Raw genomic sequence first — 21,475 nt, forward strand, 5'->3', positions numbered from 1 at the left:
ATAAAGCCTCCGATTACGAGGGCGAACCTGAGATTGAATTTTTCGAGAAGGTACCTACCGTATGGGATGATACCAAAGTGCTGGATGGTCGGATAGGAGAGTATATCATAACGGTAAGACGCTCTGGTGATGATTGGTTCATTGGAGGAATCACTAATAATGACGCCCGAGAGGTTGAGTTGAATTTTGATTTTCTTGAAGAAGGCAAAAAGTATGTTGCCACCATCTACGAGGATGATGAATCAATTAACACTCGTACACAGGTATCGCTTACACAGAAAAAACTGACCAGTAGATCAAAGATAACACTGTCACTGAAAGCTTCAGGGGGAGTGGCGATATGGGTAAGAGAGCGATAGGAATGGTAATTAAAATCTGTATGTTCTGTCCCTGTCCAAGAATGGGGTTTTACCTGTAAATTTAAATTTTATAAATAGATTAAAATGTATTCTAAGTCGATGAAAAAATTATCATTTATTATTGTTGTGTTTGTATGGTTCATGTCGGTGGACATGGTTTTTCCGCAGGACAGCCTTGTTACCTATGATGTTCCCAAGGCACTTTTTTATTCCATGCACAATGATGATTTTACCGTGCAGGTCAGAAAGCCGGGAGAGCAATGGAAAGACCTTTATGAGTACAATGTCAAAGTAGATATGGACACAGAGTCCAATGCTTCTATGGTTTATTTTGACTTTTCAGGGACTGTGGAAGTGAAAATCAGGAAAAACAATGGCTTAGTGGGATCAGTAGCTATTCGACCATTGTCTTATGAGATCACTCCTGAAGTGAAAGGGAATATCATACAATTTTCCCTCGACAGGCCCAGAAATATTTCCATCGAGGTGGATGGGGACAAGCTACACAATCTGCACCTGTTTGCCCAGCCAGTTGAGGAAAGCCGTCCGGATCCCAATGACCCGAATGTCGTATATTTTGGCCCGGGTGTACACGAAGCGCCGGATAAGCCGGGAGATGTCTTCTCGATCAAAAGTGGCCAGACGGTGTATATTCATGGTGGGGCTGCCATCAAGGGGAAATTGCTTTGCGATAAGGTGAAAGACGTGCGTATCATTGGCCGGGGTATGATCTTAAATCCCGAGCGCGGTGTGGAGATCCGGCATTCGGAAAATGTGGAAATCGACGGGATTCATGTCGTCAATCCCAAACACTATACTGTTTACGGTGGAGAGTCAAAGGGGCTAAAGATCAGGAATATTACCTCATTCAGTTGTGGACCGTGGACGGATGGTATTGACCTGATGAGTTGTTCCGATGTAGAGATCGATGGTGTCTTCATGAGGAACTCAGATGATTGTATCGCTATTTATGCACATCGTTGGGATTTCTATGGCGATGCAAGAAACTATAAGATCACCAATTCCACCCTTTGGGCAGATATTGCCCATCCGACCAATATAGGAGCCCATGGAAATACCGAAAATGAAGGGGATACGATTGAAAATATCACATTCTCTAATATTGACATTCTGGAGCATGATGAAGATGACCCGTGCTGTCTGGGCACTATGGCTATAATTGCGGCTGATAACAATCTGGTGCGAAATGTGACTTATGAAAACATCCGAATAGAAGATATCCAGGAGGGACGCTTGTTTGATTTGCGTGTGTTGAATAACCCGAAATACAACACTAAATCAGGAAGATCAATTGAGAACATTCATTTCAAAGACATTAGTTACAATGGCTCTGGTCTTCATCCTTCTCAGATAAAAGGATTCAATGAAGACCGGAATGTCAATGGTGTAACATTGGAAAATGTGAAGATTAATGGTGAAAAGATCATATCAGCAGAGCAAGGCGATATTATCATCGGGGATTTTGTGGAAAATATAAAGTTCAAAAAATAAAGTAGTATAATGAAGATTATGAATACATCAAAAACCCTTATCATGATTGGCACATTTGCGCTTCTGACAGGATTATCAAGTTGTAAAAAGAAGCAAGCCAAAGAGGTAGAAGAGTCAGAGAAAACTCCTGAACTAATCAGCAATCCTGTTTCAGAAATATCCTGTGCAGATCCTTCCTTTGTAAAGCATGACGGCAAGTATTACATCTACGCTACGGTCGACCCCTGGGGTGGGGAAGAGCTTGTGGTGCTGGAATCCACGGACTTTAAAAACTGGGAACGAAAGCATATTCAGTGGCCGAACCTGAAAGACTGTACCAGCCCCACATCACGGAAAGACAAAGTGTGGGCTCCGGGTGTGATTAAAGGCAAAGACGGGAAATTTTACATGTATGTAACCGTACACAATGAACTTTGGGTTGGTGTGGCAGACCACCCGCTAGGACCCTGGAAAAATGCCAAAGCCGATGGTACTCCATTGATTAGGGGCGATATGTTTCCTGAATATCACATGATTGATGGGGATGCATTTATCGATGACGATGGTCAGGCCTATTTATATTGGGGCTCAGGGCTCAATTGGGTAAACGGGCATTGCTTTGTGGTAAAGCTGGAAGAAGATATGGTGTCTTTCAATGAAGAGGATATAAAAGATGTCACCCCGCCAAACTATTTCGAAGCGCCCTATATGGTCAAGAGAAACGGAAAATATTACCTGATGTATTCCAACGGAAAATGTACCGATAGAACCTATGAAGTGAGGTATTCTGTCGGTGATACGCCCCTAGGCCCATGGACAGAAGGAATGGAAAGCCCCATACTTACCACTACTGCGGATTCTACCACATTAGGTCCCGGACACCACACTGTTTTTACAGAAAATGACCAGGACTATATCCTGTATCACCGGATCAGGGACAATAGCGAGTCGTTACTTCGTGAATTGGTTATTGATAGTTTGAATTTCGATGCAGAAGGAAATATCAGGAAGGTAATCCCTCGCGGAACAGCAAATTTTGCACTGTAGGGGAGGCGGTTGATGAAACAAAAGTATAACCATTAAGAAGTTAAGGGACATTAAGGATATTCTTAAGAGCAGCCTTAATTACCTTAATGCCTTAATGGTTAAAAATCTCCATCTTGAGGAGCAACCGGAATATGTGTTGGATTTTATTCGCAAGGTACCTACCACATGGGATGAAACCGTGTTTATCGATGGCTACCCAGGCAAGCAGATAGTGATGGCTCGGAGAAAAGGTGAACACTGGTATGTGGTGGCGGTGAATGGGGAAAAACAAGAGAAGGAGTTGACGGTAGCCCTGCCGATGCTGGCCAATCAGGAGGTGAACCTGATATTTGACAAGGAAAACCGCACAGCAGGTATTAAAAAACTGAAAGTAAGCAAGAAAGGAAAGGTAAAACTAATACTACTGCCGGAAGGTGGTGCGGTTATATATTCCAAGTGATACCGATGAACTCGTTTAGACTTTTTTAACCAATTGGAAAAAGTTTAAATGGGTTCGATAACAAATAAAAGAAATGATCATGATGTACAGGGCGATATTTTTAGTACTAATATTCTTGCCGCTATGCTTATTATCACAAACAGAAACAACTCTCATCCATTCAGCAGGGAAGGTTAGGGATAGTTCTTACACCAACCCGATTTTAGCTGGTGATTATCCAGACCCATCCATATTCCGGGATGGTGACGATTACTACATGACCCACTCATCCTTTGAGTATTATCCGGGATTACTGATCTGGCATTCTAAAGATTTGGTAAACTGGGAGCCGGTCTGTCATGCCCTTCATAAAAACGTGGGTTCAGTTTGGGCACCCGAATTTCTCAAGTACCAAGACAAATACTACATTTATTTTCCGGCTGGAGGCACCAATTGGGTGATCACTGCTGACAGTCCGAAGGGACCATGGAGTGACCCGGTCGATCTGAAGGTCGGGCAAATTGATCCCGGACATGTAGTAGATTTGGATGGTAAACGCTACTTGCATATGAATTATGGAAAAGTTGTGGAATTGTCTGACGATGGGTTGTCAGCAAAGGGTAAAGAAGTGTCTCATTCCTATGACGGCTGGGATATTCCCGATGATTGGGATGTAGCTTGTAAATGTCTGGAAAGCCCGAAATTAACCTATAAAGATGGCTATTTTTACCTTACTGTAGCCGAGGGAGGCACAGTTGGGCCGGCTACAGCTCACATGGTGGTGTCTGCTCGCTCAAAATCGCCTCTTGGCCCCTGGGAAAATTCTCCTCATAACCCCATTGTGCACACCTGGTCAAAAGATGAAAAATGGCATGCCAAAGGGCATGGCACGCTTGTAGAAGACCGGGAAAAGAATTGGTGGATCGTTTACCATGCTTACGAAAGGGACTTTTATACGTTGGGAAGACAAACATTAATGGAGCCGGTCGAATGGACAGAAGAGGGTTGGTTTAAAGTTCCTGAGGACATTCAAACTAACTTACCCATCAGGAAAAAAGTGGTTGAAAATGGAGGCCAGATGTTTTCCCTGTCTGATACGTTTGAAGGAGATAAGCTGGGGCTGCAATGGACTTTTTATAAGGAATACGATCTGTCAAGAGTACAGGTGGGCGATGGAATGCTGCAATTCAGGGCTGAAGGTGATAATCCCGGTAACAGTGCTCCATTGTTGTGTGTGCCATCAGATGAATCTTACGAAATACAGGTGAATTATGAGTTGGTTGGGGATACCCAAGGTGGACTTGTCCTCTTTTATGACCAGTCAATGTATGCCGGGCTAGTTGTAAACGAAGGAAAGTTCACAATATACCGAAGAGGTCAACCGCTTAACGCAGGCACGAATCTGATGGGGCAAACAGGCTACCTGAAAATCCGAAATGTAGGAAATACAGTTACTTTTTATTACAGCCCTGATGGAGAAGAATGGCAGAAAATTGAGCGATCGTTTGTAGTGGATAGCTACAACCATACTGCCTTTGGAGGCTTTCTTTCATTAAAGATTGGTTTGGTTTCGATAGGGGAAGGTTCGGTCAACTTCCGGGATTTTGTTTATTCGAGAATTGATTAAAAGCCTGTTTAGGAATTTGCCTATTATTTTTTTATGCGCCTTTTTGTGCGTTATTTCGTTAAAATTTTGAACCGTAACACGGCTATGCTTAAAAATTTTGCCTCGTACCGCATCAAAAATACCCTATAAAAATTCTAATCACAAATTCCTAAACAGGCTCTAATAATTTGGGCATAATAATGAAAAATTAATCAGGGCAAACTTTGCATTGAGACCAAAACCACCTTCAACTATACGACTTGTTAATATAAAGGCTTAAAAATTATCATATTGACGGTAAAATAGGTCATAATTTATCAGAATAGAACCATAGTTTATACTTCCGAAAACGTTTTCTTAATACAATTGTAAGGTAGAAATCATTGGCTGTTAGCAGTGATATGTTTTTACACAATTTAACCCATAAGGTTTATACAATTATGGGAGAAAACTAACCTAAATAAACATTATTTTATGAGACACTTTTTGATTAAAATGAGGATTATTTTATTATTCTCATGCTGGGGTGGCATCACTTCTATGTATGCCGGCTCCGGATTATTTGTTGATCCTGCACAAGATTTTATTGTGAAGGGGACTGTGATTTCTGAGACAGACAATATGCCGCTTCCGGGAGCAGCAGTTATAGTGAAAGGAACTTCTAATGGTGTAGTAACCGACTTTGACGGGAATTATGAAATAAAGGTCAATGATCCTGCCAATGCTGTTCTTGTATTCTCCTTTGTAGGGTTTACTAACATGGAAGTTAACGTTAATGGCAAGTCAACAATTAGTGTTGGCCTTAAAGAAAATGCAGAGGCCTTGGATGAGGTGGTCGTGATAGGGTTTGGTACCCAAAAGAAGACCGAAGTTACCGGTTCGGTCGTGAGTGTTGATGTAGAATCGGTGGAAAATTCACCCAATACAAATATCGGGCAGATATTACAGGGGACTGCTGCCGGTGTTAATGTAGGTGTGTCTACCAGGGCAGGTGGTACACCTAATATCCAAATACGGGGCAGGTCTTCCCTTAGTGGTTCGCAGAATGTATTGATTGTATTGGATGGTATCCAGTATAATGGATCCTTGTCTTCCATCAATCCGGATGATATTGCATCTATGGAAATTTTAAAAGATGCCAGTTCAACGGCAGTCTATGGGGCCCAGGGAGCCAACGGGGTATTACTCATTACCACCAAGAGAGGGCTTACCGGTGCGCCAAGAGTGTCCTATTCCACTGCCTATACGCTCCAAAGCCCCACGAAAAAATATCGTACTTTAAACCGTGCAGAGTATTTGGAAGAACTTAAATTTGAAAACTGGGACTTAGCCTTTTTGGCTCCGGAATATACTACCCCCAATCCCGATTACGATCCGCGGGAGGTGGCAGATGCTTCTATGGTAAATGCCGACAGAACGGAACTCCTACCTCATGATTTTGACTGGGTTAAGGAGGGGACAGCTAGTCCGTTTATTCAGGAGCATAATTTAAGTGTATCCGGAGGGATAAAAGACACGCTTTCCTATTTATTTTCTGCCAGTACGTTAAAACAGCAAAACTTTATTAAAGCGGATGAATTTAGCAGAAAGACCCTGAGGGCCAATTTGGAGGCTTCTCCAACAAACTTTCTAAAAATAGGTCTGGTGTCTTCCGGTTCTTTTGTAAACCAGGATGGTGCAGAACCTAACCTGACCGGGTTGGTTCGTATGGCTCCTTTGGTGGCTCCGTATGACGAAAATGGGGAGATTGTTACCAATCCATTTGATAATGTGCAACTTAACCCTTTACTGTCTAATCATGTAGATGACCATGATAGGGTTCAATATTATTTTGCCAATATCTATGCCGAATTAAAAGTACCTTTTATCAAAGGGTTGAAATACCGGATCAATTACGGGCATAATTTAAGACAAGGCCAACATTATTATGCCAGCGAATTTGATGCAGGTTTAGATGGTTTGGCGTATAAGGAAAATAACCAGTATTACGACTATACTTTTGATAATATTATAACTTATGAACGTGAGTTTGGTCAGCACAAATTTACTTTGACCGGTCTCTATGGGGCCATAGAAAGGAAATCTGAAGGGACCTATTCTGAAGGAAAGGGATTTGATAGGTTGGACTTGGGCTACAATAGTCTGGAAAGTGGTAATATTTATACCGTCAGGTCTAATGCCTGGTCAGAATCTTTAGAATACCAAATGGGGAGGTTAAGTTACAACTTTGCAGATAAATATCTGCTTACTGCTACCGTTAGGAGGGATGGTTTTTCCGGTTTTTCCGAAAATAATAAATATGGTGTTTTCCCTTCCGCTTCTGTAGGTTGGGTAGTATCAGAGGAAGGTTTTATTAAAAATCTGAATGCGGTAGATTATTTAAAATTTAGGGCAAGTTATGGTACTATCGGTAACCAGACCAGTAGGTATTCTTCATTGGCCCGTGTATCTACCAGGGCAGCGTATGTATTTGGTGATGGGGGAACTACTGCTTTTGGCCAACAAGTAAACTCATTGGCCAATCCGGATCTGAAATGGGAACGTACAACCGGATTAAACCTTGCGGTGGATTTTGCAGCACTAAATAATAGACTGAGTGGGACATTGGAATATTACAACAACGACACAAATGATTTATTGTATAATGTGAACATACCTTCTTTAACCGGTTTTTCTTCTATAGCAACAAATTTGGGAAAAATCAATAATACCGGCTTGGAGGCTTCCTTGACCTATTATGTTCTTGCTAATAATGATTTTAATTGGTCAATAACGGGTAATATTTGGCGTAACACCAATAAGATAGAGAGTTTGCTCGGTAAAGATGTTGATGGAGATGGCAAAGAAGACGATTTAATAGCCAGTGGTTTATTTATTGGTGAATCCATCGGGACCATTTACAGTTACCAGGCCGGGGATATTTATCAATTGGACGATGAAATTCCGGAAGGGTTTTATCCCGGAACATTGCGAGTGGAAGATTTGAATGGAGATGGTGAATTTGAAGCAGAGAATGACCGGAAAATATTGGGAAGAACCGAACCGGCATATAGTTTTAGCATCTATAATAGCTTTTCGTACAAAGGGCTGGGATTAAGCTTTTTAATCAATAGCGTCCAGGGAGGAAAAGACGGTTATCTGGGAAATTCGCTGGTGTATTTTTCCCGGAATGACAATACGATCCGTGAAAATCAATTACACGGTATAGACTATTGGTCTCCAAGCAATCCGGACGGCAAATATCCCAGGAACATATCGGGTAGTAATCCTACGGTTGTTCCGTCAATGTATGAATCCAGAAGTTTTGTCCGCTTACAGGATATTTCTTTGTCCTACAACCTGCCCGCAAGTGTGTTGAATAAGTTTAAAGTATCACAACTTATGCTTTATGCAAGTGCAAAAAATGTATATACATGGACAAAATGGGACGGATTGGATCCGGAAACCGGCTCAAGTTCAGCCTTTGGAAGGCCCGTTATGCGCCCGATAACCTTAGGGCTTCGAGTATCTTTTTAATGCTTATTAAGTAATGAAAAATCGTATTATGATGAAAAATATAAAATTAATTTTAATATTGGGAGTCCTTGTATTTACAAGCAACTCCTGCGAAAAGGACTTTTTAGAAGAAGAGCCATTGGATTTTTTAAGCTCTGCCAATGCGTTTAATTCCAGTGCAGGTTTTGAATCCTCTACCAATAACTTATACTTTTTGGTGCGGGATATGTTATTTACCCGTAATGAAACCACACCTTTTGAATATTCTTATCGCACAGATATAGGTTTATTTGTACCCTCCTCCAACCCACCGAATTTAGATGGGGAATTGGCGCCTACAGGAGGTATGCCGACCAATCATTGGAATAGTTGGTATAAAGTGGTATCAGAGGCAAATACCATTATCAGCAGGCTTGAATTTTCGGATTTAAAAGAAGAAGAAGCTAAAATATTTGAAGCAAGGGCTAAGTTTTTCAGGGCTTATGCTTATAGTCGTTTGGCCTATCTTTTTGGGGGCGTACCCATTTTGGCAGAAGAGGTGACTTCTCCTAAAACAGATTATGTACGGGCAACTCGAGAGCAAGTGTATGCCCTGTGTATAGAAGACTTGATTTTTGCCGGTGAGAACTTAAAAGGAATTACAGAAGTAAAAGACGGAGAAGTTAGTAACCTTGCCGCAAAGCACTTATTAGCAGAGGTGTATAATACCAATGGCAACTATGATAAGGCCATAGCTGCTGCTTCAGATGTTATTAATGACCCGGCTACAGCTTTAATGACAAGCCGTTTTGGTAGCAGGCAAAGTGAAACGCCCGGAGATGTATATTGGGATTTATTCCGTAAAAACAATCAAAATAGGAGCGCTGGTAATACAGAAAGCATTTTGGTGATGCAAATTGAGGACGATACTCCCGGTGGTGCCGGTGACACCACTATTAGTGGCTGGCCATTTAATAGTGTTTATAACCTGGAAAGGGTACATGAGCCATTGATTCGCGATGTCCGTTTGCCGGATTCAGATGGAAATTTACTGGCAATGGCTTATTGGCCAGCATCCGATTACACCAGTGGTGGAAGAGGGGTAGGATTTCTTGCACCTTCAGACTACTTTGTACACAATGCTTACCAAGCCGGTGACCCATCAGATTTTACTAACGACATTAGAAATGCCAATCATAATTTTGTGAGGAAATTTGAAGTTACCAGACCAGGTAATGATTTGTATCCGGTTGGTACATTGATTGATTTTGACGATATACCGGAAGGCGCTAAAGGTTTCAGCGGAGCCGATTTGGTTTCCGGTGATGTTTTCAATCGTGCGATGTATCCCTTTCAAACAAAAGCTACAACCATTGGCAATCACCCTTCAAATTTATACGAAGGAAGCACAGAGTATCCTGACCTGTTGAAGCATAGTGCTGCCGGTACATTTAGGGATGAATATCTTTTCCGTTTGGCAGGAACCTACTTGCTACGCGCAGAAGCCTATCTAGGAAATGGCGATTTAACTAGTGCAGCTGCGGATATTAATGTGGTTCGGGCAAGATCGAATGCCTCTGCTATTTCATCCTCGCAAGTAGATATAGATTTTATTTTGGATGAGAGAATGCGTGAGTTCGGTATTGAGGAAAAAAGAATGTTTACGCTAATGCGTTTGGGAAAATGGTATGATAGAATTATAAAATGTAATCCATTTTATGCACAATCTGCTGAACAGCGTTATAACCTCTGGCCCATACCTTTTGCCGAAATTGAAAGAAATACGGATACGGAATTAGAGCAAAACCCGGGATATTAAAGATGATTAGGTTTTAACATTATCGTATAAAAACAGGTCGTATCTTAATCGTGCGGCCTGTTTTTGTTTTATTATATTTGAAAAAAAAGTAAAAATGAATAATCTGAAATGACCAAAAACTTTTTTAAACAGATGAAATATATATTCACAACTTTTTTCTTGACGTTATCTTACTTGAGCATAGCACAAAGCCCAAAAGCGACCCATAATTTTGATTTTGATTGGAAGTTCTTACTTCAAGACATCACAGAAGCCAAAAATGCCAATTTTGATGATAGCAATTGGCAGGAAGTTCAGCTGCCGCATGACTGGAGCATAAAGCAACCCGTGTCAAAGGAAAATGCCGGTAAAGGTTGGATGGCAGGAGCAATGGGCTATTTACCGGGAGGCATTGGCTGGTATCGTAAAGGATTTCAATTGCCCAAAAGTGATGAAGGAAAGAAAGTTGTCATTCAATTTGACGGGGTTTATCATCAAAGTGATGTTTATATCAATGGTGAACATTTAGGGTTTCACCCTTATGGCTATACCACATTCGAATATGACTTAACTCCCTACTTAAACTACGGAGGAGAGAATACGATTGCCGTGAGAGTAGACCATAGCGATGCTCCTTCATCACGTTGGTATTCAGGTTCAGGGATCTACAGACATGTCTGGCTAAAAGTGACCGATCCGGTACATGTCGCCACATGGGGTACCTACATCACCACTCCGGAGATTTCAGAAAAGGAAGCACAGGTCAACATAGCTACCACCATTGAGAACAGTAGTCAAAGTCCGGTAGAAGTTTTGGTGGAAAACCAGATCATTGACAAGCAGGGAAAGAAGGTAGCAGTAGAGAAGTCAAAGCTTCAGGTAGGGGCATCGAAGCAGGAGACACTGCAACAATCCCTAATGCTCAAGGATCCTCAGCTTTGGTCAATCAAAGCGCCAAACTTATATGCTATGGAAACCACCGTAAAGGTGAACGGCAAAGCAGTTGATCAATACAAGAGCACGTTTGGTGTTAGAGAGATCAGGTTCGATGCAGATAAAGGGTTCTTCCTCAATGGAGAGAATATCAAAATGAAAGGCATGAACCTCCACCCGGATGCAGGGTCATTAGGCACAGCAGTACCCGACAGATCTTACCTGCGAAGGCTTCAAATACTCAAAGAATATGGCGTCAACGCTATCAGGTGCTCACACAATCCGCCAACGTCTGAATTTTTAGATATGTGTGATAGCCTGGGCTTTGTGGTGATCGATGAGGCATTTGATAAATGGAAAGGCGGGTATTATGCGAAATATTTTGATGAGTGGTGGCAGGGGGACATGGATGCCATGGTCTTGCGGGACCGCAATCATCCATCTATAGTACTTTGGAGTATCGGAAATGAAACAGGTGAGCAGTTCGATACAACCGGAGAAGGCACCGAGCGTGCCATTATGCTAAGGGATTATGTCTATGACCTGGATCCCAGTCGGTTGGTTACGGCAGGACTTCGGCCAGATCAGGAGAGAAGGCATAATGCAAATGGTTTTGCTCAAAGTCTGGACGTGGTTGGTTACAATTATCAGGAGCCCTGGTTGAAGGATGAAAAAAGACAATTTTCCGATCGAATTATGTATGTATCTGAAGCCTTCTGTTATTATCGCAATAGAAAAAATAAGTTCAGAGCTTTTGACCCTGTTAATCCATGGTATGATGTAGCGAACAATGACTTTGTTTTTGGTCAGTTCCTTTGGCCCGGGGTTGATTACATGGGTGAAAGCAAAAGATGGCCCAGTATGGGGCGGGTGAATGGTCTTTTTGATGTCTGCATGTTTGAAAAACCTGCCGCTGCATTTCATCGCTCCGTCTGGAACGATGAGCCCATGGTGAGAATTGCAGTGGCCGATCAGTCATTGGATATAGATCCCGGAAAACCTCACTGGAGTTGGCCTTTTTTGGCCGACCACTGGAACTTCCCTCAATATAAAGGACGTATCATCCTGGTTCAAACTACCACCAATTGCGATAGCGTAGAATTGGTCTTGAATGACAAATCCCTGGGGTTCCGAAATACTTCCGATTACTCGAATAACACTATTGTATGGCATGTTCCTTATAATGAAGGCCGCATTGTGGCCAGAGGTTACAAGGCAGGTCGGGAAGTGACGAACTATGAACTAAAAACTGCCGGAGAACCTGCACAAATTTTGCTGTCTGCAGATCGCACACAGATCGCCGCTGATGGTCAGGACCTATCTCACATTGCAATCAGGATTGTAGATAAGAAAGGCATTGTAGTTCCTGATGCCGACCGAACAATTACGGTTGAAGTACTTGGACTTGGAAACGGTAGATTGTTAGGGTTAGACAACGGCGATCTGCGAGATTCCTTTACCCCAAACTCAATACAGACCTATTTCGGAAAAGCTTTGCTTACGGTTCAATCAGGTCGTTCAAAAGGAGCTATACAAGTAATAGTAAAGTCCGAGAGGTTGCCTGATGCTATCTTACAAATAACAACAGAATAAAAGCAATTCATATAAAAAGATATATACAATCCCTTCTTACAAAGTTTTTGCTCTGGTGGCAAAAAATCCGTTCTAAGCTCTAAACACGCAAAAGTCCTTAACGGAAAGTTGAATTTGGGACTGATTGGTTTCACATAAAGTTATTGCTTTGTTACTTTTGGATTAGCCTTTTAATTGTACTTAATCATATATTATGAACAAATATTCTCTTTTTATTATTTTATTTTTAACACTCTGTGGCTGTAATAATGAAAAAAACCACACCGGTGACAAAGAACAATGCACTGTTGTTTTTACCAGCGTCGATTCCATAGCCAATTTATCACTAAATGTTTATTTTGCCCCTAATTTTGAGATATTCAGGGCATCGAAGGATTCCATGGGCTTCATTACTTTTGAAATTCCGGGAATGAAACATGGAGTGGTCTCTATTCAAAAATCAGGGGTCTCCATTGATGTCTTTGTTACGAACAATGATACGATCAAGATAGAGACTTTAAATGATGGGGAAGATATCTCTTTTGGATTTGAGGGAAACAAGGCTCCACATTACAATTTTTTTAGAAAACAAAAAAAAAATATTAGTAGATATCAAAAGTTTTCTGGGGACATCTTCCTATATAAAGAAAGTTGTGAACGCAGTTTTCAGGAGAGAAAAGATTTCCTGAAAGAGTATGCATTAGATAATAAAGTGTCCTTGGAATTTGTTGATTACGTTAGTAAAATATTTAAATACAGATACTTATATGAACTGACCGTACCGCTTTCAAAAATCCCAATCGAAGAACTTCATTCGGTCGGTAAAGAGTACCTTGAAGATTTACAAGTAGAAGACTTTGATGATAACAGCATTTTGAAAATTCGGACAGCCACATTGGCACTTCACAAGTATTTAGGATACTACGTCACCCAATCTTATAGAGGGTATGAAGGGGGCGATGAATTTGAAAGGCATTTTGAGGAAATTACACGCGGATTAAACGGCCGGGTGCGTGAATATGCTTATACTGCCTTGTTGGAGGACTATTATAGAAACCTTTTGCCCAATAATATTAATTTGTTAAAAAAATATGTAAAAACAGTAAGAAAATCAGTAAAAGATACCGCTTTTTTAAGAAAGCTGGATAAAATTAATAATAGGCTACTTTCATTAAAAAATCCATTACCAGACAGTATTAAAAGCATACGGTTGATGGGATTGGATGATAAAACTACGTCACTAGGGACAATTTTAGAAAAACACAAAACTAGTACCATCGTGGTGGATAATTGGGCCAGTTGGTGCTGGGCTTGCCTTATGGATATGGAAGAGGCAAAAGAATTTAAGGAACAAATCGTAAAGGAAGGGATAGCGTGGATCTATATTTCAATTGATCAAGAAAAAGACATTGGTAAGTGGAAACAAACATCCAGGGAGAAGCAGAAGTTGGGGTTAATGGTAAATCAGTACTTGGTCACTGGCGATGATTTGAAAATGTATAATGATTTTTTTGGCACCACTGAGGGTATTCCTCGATACCTGTTTTTTAACAGCAAAGGTGAATTGTCCTTATATAAGGGCCCGCGCCCAACTGATCCAGTTACTTTTAGAAAAGTCCTTGACCAATTGAAAACAGATAAAATGAAAATTGAATGACGATATACATTGGATTATGGTCGAACCTTTTGCCATCTCGAATATTGCAAAAAGATGTGTTAATTTCTGGCGATGAAAACTTGTCATCTCGCCCATGTATCCCAGATGAATAATAGATTCACTAACTGTAATGAATAGATAGTATACCGATATGTTTATACATACCGCAAACCAAGGATTCGGAATCAATTTATATCTCCCGGATTATAATCCACTAGTCACTCACTTTTAAATACTTTTAGTTCGTTATCGTATTGAGAAACGATAAATAAATTCTCACCGGTAACAGACTTTAACTTTATCATGGAGTTAGATGCCCCGGGAACATAGAATCCACTTTTTTCTAATTTTATGGTCGTAAAATCACCTTTTCCATCACCTTTTAAAAATAGTCCATTTAAGGCGTCTAATTGCCCCACACTGGTTTCTATACCAAAATCATTGGTAAGGCATAAAATATCCTGATAACCATCCTGATCTAAATCTTCTACCCAAATTTTATTTACTGTAGACATTTGTGCTTCCAACGGCAGTTCTACTAATTTAAATTGATTGTTTCCTAAGTTAATAGCAACCGCTGAAGCCAAATAGTTTACTGTCATTTTATAACTTTGCTTCAATTGCTTTTCAGGAAAAATATCTTGAATGGTAGCATGGGCATAATCTTCATAATAAAGTAATTCTTTTTTTAAATAGGGCAAACGTTTCATTATTAAACCTTTGTTGTGAACCGGAAACTCTAAATATTCCGATTTTTTATCGTTTCGTTGATTTAGGACATATCGGGTAATGATGGGATCTATACTTTCATTTTTATCAAAATCATTTACATAGATAGAAATAGGGTGCGTTGGGTCTGCTTTATAAAAAGTATTTAAACCAAAATTTCCCAATACCAGATCCGGCAAGCCATCTTGATTAAAATCCCCTGTTGATACCGTTCGCCACCAACCGCTTATTTCAGCAAGATTGGTTTGGTTGGTAACGTTTACAAACTTACCATTTTGATTCTTAAAAAAAGTTATGGGCATCCACTCGCCTACAAAAATTAAGTCTTCCCAGCCGTCGTTATCAAAATCTATGGGTAAAATATCGGTAACTAAACCTAAATTTTTAAAATCCGGAGCTTGCTTTTGCGAAACATCCTTTAATATAAGAGAATCTTTTTCTGAGGTATTCTCATATAGAAATGAAGAAACGGGTAGCGGATACAGCCAGGCACGAACCTGTCCTCCCACTACAATGTCTAATTTACCGTCTTTATTAAAATCAATTGTTTTTGCACAAGATTTACTGACTAAATTTTTGGGTGCGCTTTGATAATTGGGCGTAAAATTACCGGCTCCATCGTTTAAATAAACAATATCCTGGTAAATTTTTGAACGATCCGGATGATGATTTCCGCCGGAAACAGCATAAATATCCAAGTCGCCATCATTGTCTAAATCTTTTAAAACAAGGTCGCTATGGATAGGGTGAGGTAAATTTTCAGATTTGGGAAGCGGAACACCTGTAAATTTCCCGTTTTCCTGTTGGAAAAAAACATAACCATTCAAAGACATTTGTCCCCCCACGACAAAATCTTCCCTACCATCCTGATTTATGTCCCCGGCAGTTATTATGGGACCCAATTCTGATAATTTATGGGGCAATAAGTTTTGCAGATCAAAATCTGAAAAGATATAGCTTTGTGGCTTATAATCAATATTTATATCTTTAGTAGCATCAGTGAAAAGTGGTTGGACTTTTTCTTTTTCCGGTTTTGTGGAAGTATTCTTCCCGTTTTGTATGTCAATTGTCAACATCTGATTAGGCTGCACATCGTACAAAACAGATGTTAAATTAGAGTGCCAACTTACTACTACAGAGTCTATTATTTCTAGTTTCGGTAAACCAAAATGAATGCGTGAATCTACGGTAGACGAATATCCCCTAAACGGATAAGAACGATAGGTTTGAAATTTATCCCCATAATAAATAGAAACTTTAGCGCCCAATGCAGCAATATTTGGATTTTTTCCTTTTAATTTAATTTTTAAATGATTGTTTACACCCTGTATTTTTTCATTATTATTTTTAAATAATAACGCTTCCATATTAATATTGTTCACCACCAAGTCCAAGTCTCCGTCATTATCCAAATCTACATAAGCCCCGCCATTGGAAAAGGAAGGAATATCCAGTCCCCAATCTTTGGTGGTTTCTTTAAAAGTATATCCTTTTTGATTATGGTACATATAATTGGGGGTTTTTACTATTGGGGCATGCTCTAAGATTTCTTTGTCATCCAATTGTGTTTGTGCATTTTCCCTAAAAGAAATAAAATCCCCATTGGTAATATCTTTAGGATACCCATTGGTAATATAAATATCCCTATATCCGTCATGGTCAAAATCAGCTACGATGGGGGACCAACTCCAATCGGTCTCGGCAATTCCAGACAAATACCCAATTTCTGAAAATGCGGGTCGTTTTATAGTTGGGATATTTCCCATGTTTAATTGAAAAGCATTATGAGGATATTTTACCTGATAGTCTAATTTTAATGCTAATTGATAAGTATCGTATGTTTTATTAGACTGCATAGTTTTTCTTCGGTAATTATCTTCCGGCATCATATCTAGTTCCACTATATCATCTAATCCGTCATTATTAATGTCTATAATATCATTACCCATTGCATTTTCTGCTGTATGTTTAAAATAGGTTTTCGTCTCATTCTTAAACGTTCCATTTTGTTGGTTGATGTAAAGCGCATTGTCGGGTGTAAAATCATTGCTCACATAAATGTCGTCCCAGCCATCATGATTGATATCGGTAATACTAGCAGAATGTCCAAAACCCGAAAAGGTAATCCCCGATTTTTGAGAAACATTGGTAAAAACCGGATGTCCCGATTCTTTGTTCCAATTATTTTCCAATAGTTTGTCGGTATTAGGGTGTTCTTTTTGAGTATTGGTTTCACGATACGTACCGGGCTGCTCTCCAGGAACAATTTCATTGTTCAGTAAATAAACATCTAAATCACCATCTTTATCATAATCAAAAAAATAAGCCATTGTTGTGTGTGCATCATCATCTAACCCATAGGCCGCTGCTTGTTCTCGAAAAACGGGTATGTTATTTTCATCTAACCCTTTATTGATGTAGAGTAAATTTTTACGAAGCGCTGATTTTTTAAAAATTGTAGCCGAGACATAAATATCCATCCAACCATCGTTGTTAATATCTAAAACGGTAACGCCTCTACAAAATCTACCGGATGCAGCTACACCGGCTTTTTCTGAAATATCTTCAAAAATAAAATCACCTTTGTTTAAATAGAGTTTATTGTTTACAAAGTTGCCGGTAAAATAAATATCTTGTAAACCATCGTTATTAAAATCTCCAATGCCTACTCCTCCTCCATTATATATATTGGGTTCTACTATAGCATTTAAAGAATCGGTATATTCTATCATGTTTTTAAAATGAATACCGGAATGTTCTGATGTTATTTTTTCAAACTGTTTGGTGGAAAATGTATCGCAGCTAAAAAAAATAATAAAACTGCAAAAAATAATTGTAGATGAAAAAAATCGTCTTGCTGTCGTGTTCATCATTTTAAAATTCATTTTGTGAAGTACACAAAATAGTGTATTTCTTTAAGCTATCCAATATCGGGGTCTACGACAGATTTCACTTTATGCAGCTTTTAATATTAACATCCTGACCTTATCCCATCGCTTACTTCTGTAGACTGTCCTAAGCAGGGCCGGCCGTAACGCGTGGACGCCAACCATAGAGGAGAAAGAAATCAATAATGAGTAAAGGCTTAAAAATTATCATATTGACGGTAAAAGTAGGTCATAATTTATCAAAATAGAACTATAATTTATACTCCCGAAAACGATTTTCTTAATACAATTGTAAGGTAGAAATCATTGGTTGCTATCAATGATATGTCTTTTACAATTATGGGAGTAAACTAACCTAATTAAACATTATTTTATGAGACACTTTTTAATTAAAAAGAGGATTCTTTTGTTATTCTCATGCTGGGGAGGAGGCATCACTTTTATGTATGCCGGCTCTGGATTATTTATTGATCCTACACCAAGGTTTTATTGTCAAGGGAACTGTGTTTCTGAGACAGACAATCAACCACTGCCGGGAGCAACAGTAATAGTGAAGGGAACTTCTGAAGGACTCCCATGGATAAACAGAAAAAAATAAACACGATGATATATAATATTTATAAAGTGGCAATAGCCCTATTCTTATTTACTTTTGGACTGTCCAATGTACAAGCACAAATAAGTTTGGTCAATGCTGCTGACAACGCCAAAGAGACATTTACTCTAGTAGAGGCCAATAATACGACCACCATTTATTACGATTCCTCAGATTTTGAGGTCGTCCATATTGCATCCAAACTATTGGCCGAAGATGTAGAACGGGTTACAGGCGAGAAACCAAAAGTTTCAACAGAAAAACCAAAATCCAAAACAGCGATTATTGTTGGCACCATAGGTTCCAGTAAAATAATAGATAGATTGGTAAAAAAAGGAAAATTAAGTGTTGATGGCTTAAAAGGTAGTTGGGAAAAATATTTATACAAAACCATAAAAGAACCCTTACCAAATGTTGATGAAGCTTTGGTGATCGTTGGGAGCGATAGGCGAGGTACGGTCTACGGTATTTTTGACCTATCGAAAGCAATTGGTGTTTCACCCTGGTACTGGTGGGCAGATGTACCTGCTGTGAAAAGAAAAGAGCTTAAGATCAATGCGGTTGATTTTGTTTCCAAAGAGCCTACCGTAAAATACAGGGGAATCTTTCTCAATGATGAAGATTGGGGATTAAAACCCTGGGCTTCAAAATTAATGGATCCGGAAATAAACGATATAGGTCCAAAAACCTACGCAAAGGTTTTTGAACTACTGTTGCGCTTAAAAGGCAACATGCTTGCACCCGCAATGCATGAAGTTACAGGAGCATTTTTTAAATATCCTGAGAACAAGGTCGTTGCCGACAAATATGCAATCATGATGACCAGTAGCCATGCCGAACCATTGCTTTATAACAATACAACGGAGTGGCACCATGACATTAATGGAGATTGGGATTATGTCCGTAATAAAGAAGGTGTACTTGCTGTATTGGATAAAAGGGTTTCAGAAGCAGCACCTTATGAGAACATTTACACCGTAGGAATGCGTGGTATTCACGATTCAGGGATGAGTGATGTACCTGAAGGATACACAAAAGCCAATGTTTTGGAACAAGTCATAGATGAAGAAAGAGGGATCCTAACCAAATATATTAAAGAACCTGCCCATGAAATTCCACAGGTATTCGTGCCTTATAAAGAGGTCTTGGGTATTTATGAAAGCGGTATGGAGCTGCCCAATGATATAACCATCGTTTGGCCCGATGACAACTATGGGTACATTAAAAAATTAAGCAACACAGAAGAACAAAAACGGTCGGGAGGGGCAGGAGTGTACTATCATGAATCATACCTTGGGTGGCCCAACGATTACCTATGGTTGAACACCACCAACCCTGCCCTAATGTATGCCGAAATGCAAAAAGCCTATACCCTAGGTGCCAAACAATATTGGCTTTTGAATGTGGGCGACATCAAACCCGGTGAAATGGGAATGCAAATGTTTCTGGACATGGCATGGAATATTGATGCATTCAACTTTGAAAATGCCAGCCGGTACCAGGTCGATCAACTGTCATCCATTTTTGGTGAAAAACATAAAAAAGAGCTTGCCCGTATTTTTGACAGATATTACTTCCACAGTTTTACCCGTAAACCGGAATATATGAGTTGGGACTGGAAATGGAATAGTTTGTTTCAACACCCAAAGATAAAAGATACCGAATTTTCATTCGTTAACTATAACGAAGCTGAAAACAGGCTAAACGAATATACCGAGATAGCAAACAAAGCAGAGGCAATTTTAAATCAATTACCGGAAGAACTGAAAGCTGCTTTTTTCGAGTTGGTCTATTATCCGGTAAAAGGAGCTTCACTTTACAACCATAAAATGTTGATTGCGCAAAAGAACAGATGGTACGCCAAACAAGGCAGGGCAATGACCAACACTTTAGTACAAAAGGTTCAATCATATCATGACAGTATAGCCCTTATTACGACAAAGTATAACAATCAGTTGAATGGAAAATGGGAAGGGATGATGACAGCTCCGGGGTTTTTACCCACGCCTCAATTGCCTCCTACACAGCAAATAAAATTATCTCAAAAACCTGAAATGGGTCTTTTTATTGAAAATCAAGCACACGATTCTTTACAAACTTATCAACTGCCACAGTTTAACAAATACTTTGATAAGTCCCATTTTTTTGAAATTTACAATAGAGGAGCGTTGCCTTTTACATGGAAAGCCACTCCTTCTGAAGATTGGATCAAATTGGATAGGATGGAAGGCACTACTGATACACAGCAACGGATTCAGGTAAGCATTGATTGGAATAAAATAGTGTCAACAGAAACAGCAAAAGGCAAAATCCTTGTTACGGATGGAAAACAAACAAAACGCATTGAAATTTCAGCTATTGCCCCTCAAGTGGGTGATAATTCACTTTACATTGAAAATAATGAAGTGATAAGTATCAATCCAACAAAGTTCCATAGGAAAAAAGAAAATGGGGATATCAAATTTACCGCGATCAAAGGTTTAGGGTATTCCAATGCCTCGCTTCAATTGGGAAATGCCAAATACGACTCGGGCAAAAATTCCTATGTGGCTTATGACTTTTATGCAGATAAAGCGGGCGAAGTAACCATTTACACCTATATGCTGCCGTTGTTTGCTAAGGACAGGTCACACAGTACGCGATATGGCATTCAAGTTGATGATATGGCGGCAATCACCCAATCCAATGATGTGGGAGAGTACTCCGAAGAATGGGCAAGCAATGTAATTCGAAACAGTGCAATTAACAAAACAAAGTTTGTTATTGATACCCCCGGAAAACATACACTAAAACTATTTTCCATCGATCCTGGCATGATCGTTCAGAAAATAATCATTGATTTGGGTGGATTGAAAGACTCATATATTGGTCCGGATATATCAAAGACTAAATAAACGATGAAAAGATC

12 protein-coding genes are annotated in these 21,475 nt (G+C 39.6%); 11 read left to right on the forward strand and 1 reads right to left on the reverse strand.

Annotated elements, in window-relative coordinates:
* Positions 1-32: 32 nt before the first annotated feature.
* The 9 genes from OOZ15_RS01785 (at position 33) to OOZ15_RS01825 (ending at position 14,355) form a co-directional block, all read left to right on the forward strand.
* Positions 33-359, forward strand: coding sequence for a glycoside hydrolase family 97 C-terminal domain-containing protein (locus OOZ15_RS01785; protein WP_265954080.1), 327 nt, complete (start codon positions 33-35; stop codon positions 357-359).
* A gap of 99 nt (positions 360-458) precedes the next feature.
* A complete protein-coding gene (locus tag OOZ15_RS01790) occupies positions 459-1,871 on the forward strand; it encodes a glycosyl hydrolase family 28 protein (protein WP_265953993.1) in 1,413 nt (470 codons plus the stop codon).
* A gap of 42 nt (positions 1,872-1,913) precedes the next feature.
* Positions 1,914-2,897 (forward strand): family 43 glycosylhydrolase, encoded by a 984-nt coding sequence (locus tag OOZ15_RS01795; RefSeq protein ID WP_265953994.1) that lies wholly within the window; start codon positions 1,914-1,916, stop codon positions 2,895-2,897.
* A 94-nt stretch (positions 2,898-2,991) separates the two neighbouring features.
* The gene (locus OOZ15_RS01800; protein WP_265953995.1) at positions 2,992-3,336 is read left to right on the forward strand and encodes a glycoside hydrolase family 97 C-terminal domain-containing protein; all 345 of its coding nucleotides are present in this window, start codon (positions 2,992-2,994) and stop codon (positions 3,334-3,336) included.
* A gap of 79 nt (positions 3,337-3,415) precedes the next feature.
* Entirely contained in the window at positions 3,416-4,942 is a 1,527-nt protein-coding gene (locus OOZ15_RS01805; RefSeq protein WP_265953996.1) for a family 43 glycosylhydrolase, read from the forward strand.
* Between the two features lie 453 nt (positions 4,943-5,395).
* Positions 5,396-8,437 carry a SusC/RagA family TonB-linked outer membrane protein gene (locus tag OOZ15_RS01810; protein WP_265953997.1) on the forward strand — a complete coding sequence of 1,014 codons (3,042 nt, stop codon included), beginning with the start codon at positions 5,396-5,398 and terminating at the stop codon, positions 8,435-8,437.
* 28 nt (positions 8,438-8,465) lie between these two features.
* On the forward strand, positions 8,466-10,214 hold the full coding sequence (locus OOZ15_RS01815; RefSeq protein ID WP_265953998.1) for a RagB/SusD family nutrient uptake outer membrane protein: 1,749 nt from the start codon (positions 8,466-8,468) through the stop codon (positions 10,212-10,214).
* A 132-nt stretch (positions 10,215-10,346) separates the two neighbouring features.
* Positions 10,347-12,719, forward strand: coding sequence for a glycoside hydrolase family 2 TIM barrel-domain containing protein (locus OOZ15_RS01820; protein WP_265953999.1), 2,373 nt, complete (start codon positions 10,347-10,349; stop codon positions 12,717-12,719).
* A gap of 193 nt (positions 12,720-12,912) precedes the next feature.
* Positions 12,913-14,355: a TlpA family protein disulfide reductase gene (locus tag OOZ15_RS01825; RefSeq protein WP_265954000.1), complete on the forward strand. Its 1,443-nt coding sequence runs from the start codon at positions 12,913-12,915 to the stop codon at positions 14,353-14,355.
* 218 nt (positions 14,356-14,573) lie between these two features.
* Here OOZ15_RS01825 and OOZ15_RS01830 read toward each other — a convergent pair whose 3' ends face one another.
* Complete coding sequence (locus tag OOZ15_RS01830; protein ID WP_265954001.1) at positions 14,574-17,816, reverse strand: VCBS repeat-containing protein; 3,243 nt, start codon at positions 17,814-17,816, stop codon at positions 14,574-14,576.
* Positions 17,817-18,345: 529 nt separating this feature from the next.
* Here OOZ15_RS01830 and OOZ15_RS01835 point away from each other — a divergent pair.
* Entirely contained in the window at positions 18,346-18,570 is a 225-nt protein-coding gene (locus OOZ15_RS01835) for a peptidase associated/transthyretin-like domain-containing protein (protein ID WP_265954002.1), read from the forward strand.
* Between the two features lie 5 nt (positions 18,571-18,575).
* Positions 18,576-21,461: a glycosyl hydrolase 115 family protein gene (locus OOZ15_RS01840; RefSeq protein ID WP_265954003.1), complete on the forward strand. Its 2,886-nt coding sequence runs from the start codon at positions 18,576-18,578 to the stop codon at positions 21,459-21,461.
* Positions 21,462-21,475 lie beyond the last annotated feature (14 nt).

This window comes from Galbibacter kalidii (assembly GCF_026241135.1).
GTDB lineage: Bacteria > Bacteroidota > Bacteroidia > Flavobacteriales > Flavobacteriaceae > Galbibacter.

Excerpts from the sequence above, each read along its gene's own strand:
- OOZ15_RS01790 (WP_265953993.1), top strand. The coding sequence starts at position 459 with ATGAAAAAATTATCATTTATTATTGTTGTGTTTGTATGGTTCATGTCG.
- OOZ15_RS01795 (WP_265953994.1), top strand. The coding sequence starts at position 1,914 with ATGATTGGCACATTTGCGCTTCTGACAGGATTATCAAGTTGTAAAAAG.
- OOZ15_RS01800 (WP_265953995.1), top strand. The coding sequence starts at position 2,992 with ATGGTTAAAAATCTCCATCTTGAGGAGCAACCGGAATATGTGTTGGAT.
- OOZ15_RS01805 (WP_265953996.1), top strand. The coding sequence starts at position 3,416 with ATGATGTACAGGGCGATATTTTTAGTACTAATATTCTTGCCGCTATGC.
- OOZ15_RS01810 (WP_265953997.1), top strand. The coding sequence starts at position 5,396 with ATGAGACACTTTTTGATTAAAATGAGGATTATTTTATTATTCTCATGC.
- OOZ15_RS01815 (WP_265953998.1), top strand. The coding sequence starts at position 8,466 with ATGATGAAAAATATAAAATTAATTTTAATATTGGGAGTCCTTGTATTT.
- OOZ15_RS01820 (WP_265953999.1), top strand. The coding sequence starts at position 10,347 with ATGAAATATATATTCACAACTTTTTTCTTGACGTTATCTTACTTGAGC.
- OOZ15_RS01825 (WP_265954000.1), top strand. The coding sequence starts at position 12,913 with ATGAACAAATATTCTCTTTTTATTATTTTATTTTTAACACTCTGTGGC.
- OOZ15_RS01830 (WP_265954001.1), bottom strand. The coding sequence starts at position 17,816 with ATGATAGAATATACCGATTCTTTAAATGCTATAGTAGAACCCAATATA.
- OOZ15_RS01835 (WP_265954002.1), top strand. The coding sequence starts at position 18,346 with ATGAGACACTTTTTAATTAAAAAGAGGATTCTTTTGTTATTCTCATGC.
- OOZ15_RS01840 (WP_265954003.1), top strand. The coding sequence starts at position 18,576 with ATGATATATAATATTTATAAAGTGGCAATAGCCCTATTCTTATTTACT.